The 3,525-nt window shown below is 50.9% G+C and carries 2 protein-coding genes and 2 pseudogenes (1 of these 4 running past the window's edge); 1 reads left to right on the top strand and 3 read right to left on the bottom strand.

Annotated elements, in window-relative coordinates; all coding sequences use genetic code 11:
• From JSN25_RS22245 to JSN25_RS22240, 3 genes and pseudogenes are all read right to left on the bottom strand, one after another.
• Window positions 1-1,762 (bottom strand): RecE family exodeoxyribonuclease (locus JSN25_RS22245; RefSeq protein WP_233638423.1); only part of this gene is annotated, 1,762 nt, incomplete at its 3' end.
• 141 nt (window positions 1,763-1,903) lie between these two features.
• Window positions 1,904-2,242 (bottom strand): RrF2 family transcriptional regulator, encoded by a 339-nt coding sequence (locus JSN25_RS18120; RefSeq protein ID WP_225624057.1) that lies wholly within the window; start codon window positions 2,240-2,242, stop codon window positions 1,904-1,906.
• A gap of 45 nt (window positions 2,243-2,287) precedes the next feature.
• Window positions 2,288-2,395, bottom strand: a pseudogene (locus JSN25_RS22240) (hypothetical protein); the annotation flags it as partial.
• Window positions 2,396-2,460: 65 nt separating this feature from the next.
• On the opposite strand from JSN25_RS22240, the pseudogene JSN25_RS18115 reads away from it, so the two are divergent.
• A pseudogene (locus tag JSN25_RS18115) lies at window positions 2,461-3,525 on the top strand (IS3 family transposase) (it continues 83 nt past the right edge of the window).

Raw genomic sequence — 3,525 nt, 5'->3', positions numbered from 1 at the left:
CAGTTTTTTCCATCTGCACATCGCTGGTGGTTTCCTCGGTATTGGCTTGATGTAATTTTTCTTCGACGGCGCGCTGGCGTACCTGGTCTACGACAGAAAGCGCTGGCGCCGGCTGGTTACCCATCAGGCCATCAATGGAGAAAACACCGTTGCCCATGTTGGCGATTTCTGGTTGCTCGGTTATTGCCTTCTGTTCAGCTGTGGACTTCTCTTTAATCTCGTTTTCCCAGCTTTTTTCTGGTACGTGACCGGCTGCCGCCAGGGTTTCTTCAGTTGGGTGCTGGTGGTCGGTTTCAGTCAGGTTTTTGTTGATGTAACGGCTCAGCAGTTCCGGGAAATGGTGAGTGTTTTCTTCTGCACTACGAATAAGCGCGAAAATAGCGGCGCGGGAATAATCCAGAATGCCAGCGCGTTTGCGCAGGGCGGCGGACCACTCTTTGAACGGGCTTTCGTTTTTAGAAATGATCTCTTTTGCACGACGGAAAACGCCACCAGGAATATCGTAGATGTTGAAATCCATTGGAAGTGTGGCCAGCGCAATATCAATGTCCAGAGTGTCCAGCGTGTGGACAAGTTCCGGGTTGCGATCGGTCCCATTGCTGCCGCCAGCGTTGGTTCCGGAGTCAGTGCGCTGAATCTGCGACACGCGATTGCCTTTACACCACTCTTTAACCAGCAGCCCACGGTCAATGTGTTCAGTGTTGAACCAGGCCTTAAAGAACTGAATAACGGTGACCAGATCAACTCGTTTTCCATCAACCGGAAAAACGGTTTTCAGCGCGCTGACGATCTTCCAGATATCGATCTCTGGCGCTTTCCTGAATGGTTCTACATTCTCGGCGGCAAGCAGCAGGTTCTGCACATAGCTGTTATCTACATCCAGCTCGAGTTCCTGAATGGTTTTCTTCTGCTCAGTATCAATATGGTAAGCATATTCTTCAGAAATAAACTGAGCTAAGAGGCGCTGGCGTAGCGGCAGAGTCGCAACGGTAATAAGCTCTGGCGTTACAGGTGGAGTGGCATGTTCATCACCCGCAACTCGTGCTTTCTTATCATTAACCCACTCCTGAACGGTAAGAGCCCGCTTTTCTGGTTCTTCAATCCATTCGGAAATAAATTGCTCAAATGAAGCAACGGTATAGACCTGCTCACGGTCAAAGACTTCTTTTATTGCATTTGCCAGCTTCCACTCAACATGAGCAGAAAGTTCTTTCACCGACCGCACATTCGCAATGGCCAGTAACAGGTTTTGTACATAGAGATCATTTTCGTCCAGTACCATTTGCCCGATCTGGACGTGCCGTGCTTCACTGATTTCCTTCTCTTCACCGTCATTTAACAGGTGCGCAATCAGCCGCTGAGACAGGCGCAGGCGAGATATGGGGCGGAGCAATGCTGGCGCATCGCTGGTGGGTACATTGGCACTGGAGGTTTCAGGTTTTTGCTGGCTGGAAGCCTCCAGATTTTCATTATCCGGCTTCTGTTTCAGTTGCCACGTTTGCTGGTCTTCTGCCAGTTCGTAACGATCGCACCATGTGTCATCAAGTGTGCTTTCCTCAGGAAGATCGTCAACAACAAACCAGTTGGTGCGGACAGGTAATTGATAGTCGGCGCCACGACCGACGGCAATATCGTTGTCTTCGAGAATATTGAGTATTTCGCGTTCTGCACGGGAATCTGATTTCGCAGAGAACCAGCAAAACAGGTTTTTTGCCTCAGTTGCTTTCGCTTTGGCTTTAATAAGATACGCATACGTTAACATTGCGTTCGGGCTCCATAGGATTGTAAGATACCCGGCAGCTGATGATCGCCGCCTAAGGTAGTGGTTATTGGTCAAAACTCGTTCCGGAAAGCTTTGGTCGGCTGACCGGGTACTTAACCCGCCTTGCGCGGGTTTTGTGCTTTATGGGGTAGGGGATTTTCCCTGCGCCAGCTGTGCGACGGGGACCCACTCCAGAGCATTCAGCACGGGCTCAAATGAATCAGGCGTGTGAGTAACGGCGCGAACGACGTCAGCCACGCTGGGGTTTGCTTTGCTAAGGTGGTACCCGCCACCAGCGCCACGCTGGCTGGTGACGATTTCACTTCTGCGCAGCTTCGAGAAAATCTGCTCGAGGTAAGACACAGACAGCTTTGATTCTTTACTGATAGATGCGACGGAAACAGGGCTGCCGTTGTAAATCCTGTTGAGGATGGCAACCACCTGAACAGATGCCACCACACGTTTCATTCCAAATTCCATAGTCACTTCCTTACTGATGCTGGCAACAGCCATTGGTCAAACTCGTTATGAACGAACTGCAGTCTGTTGGTCGGCAGACGGGTCGCCCTTCTGGGCGAGCATGTAGCAAATCAGTCGAATGATTACTTCAATGCGATTTAGATGTACGGCCTGACTGAATCGCCACGGGTTTAACAGACACCTCAGAGTCATTTAAGATGGCTTAAAGAGAGGTGCCCATGAGCGGTAAGCGTTATCCCGAAGAGTTTAAAATTGAAGCAGTCAAACAGGTTGTTGATCGCGGTTATTCTGTTGCCAGCGTTGCAACACGTCTCGATATCACCACCCACAGCCTTTACGCCTGGATAAAGAAGTACGGTCCAGATTCTTCCACTAATAAAGAAGAGTCAGATGCTCAGGCCGAGATCCGCCGTCTCCAGAAAGAGCTGAAGCGGGTTACCGACGAACGGGACATATTAAAAAAAGCCGCGGCGTACTTCGCAAAGCTGTCCGACTGAGGTACGCCTTTATCCGTGACAACACCTGTTGCTGGCCTGTTCGCCTGCTCTGTCGGGTGCTGGATGTTCATCCCAGTGGCTTTTACGCCTGGTTTAAGCAACCGTATTCTCAGCGCCACCAGGTAGATCTGAGACTGACGGGACAGATCAAACAGTTCTGGCTGGAGTCCGGTTGCGTTTATGGTTATCGCAAGATCCATCTGGATCTGCGGGACAGCGGGCAACAGTGCGGAGTGAACAGAGTCTGGCGACTGATGAAACGTGTCGGGATAAAGGCTCAGGTCGGATACCGGAGCCCGCGGGCACGTAAAGGCGAGGCCAGTATCGTGTCGCCCAACAGGCTCCAGCGACAGTTCAATCCGGATGCTCCGGATGAGAGTTGGGTAACGGACATAACCTACATCAGGACCCACGAAGGCTGGCTGTATCTTGCCGTGGTTGTTGATCTGTTCTCACGCAAAATTATCGGCTGGTCCATACAATCCCGGATGACAAAGGACATTGTCCTGAACGCACTGCTGATGGCTGTATGGCGGCGTAATCCCCAAAAACAGGTGCTGGTTCATTCGGACCAGGGCAGTCAGTACACAAGCCATGAGTGGCAGTCGTTCCTGAAATCACACGGCCTGGAGGGGAGCATGAGCCGTCGCGGTAACTGTCACGATAATGCGGTTGCAGAAAGCTTTTTCCAGTTGCTGAAACGCGAACGGATAAAGAAAAAGATCTACGGAACGCGGGAAGAAGCCCGCAGCGATATTTTTGATTACATCGAAATGTTTTATAACA

This window comes from Citrobacter cronae (assembly GCF_016893685.1).
Classification (GTDB): Bacteria; Pseudomonadota; Gammaproteobacteria; order Enterobacterales; family Enterobacteriaceae; genus Citrobacter; species Citrobacter werkmanii.
This window is presented reverse-complemented; position numbering and strand designations above follow the sequence as displayed.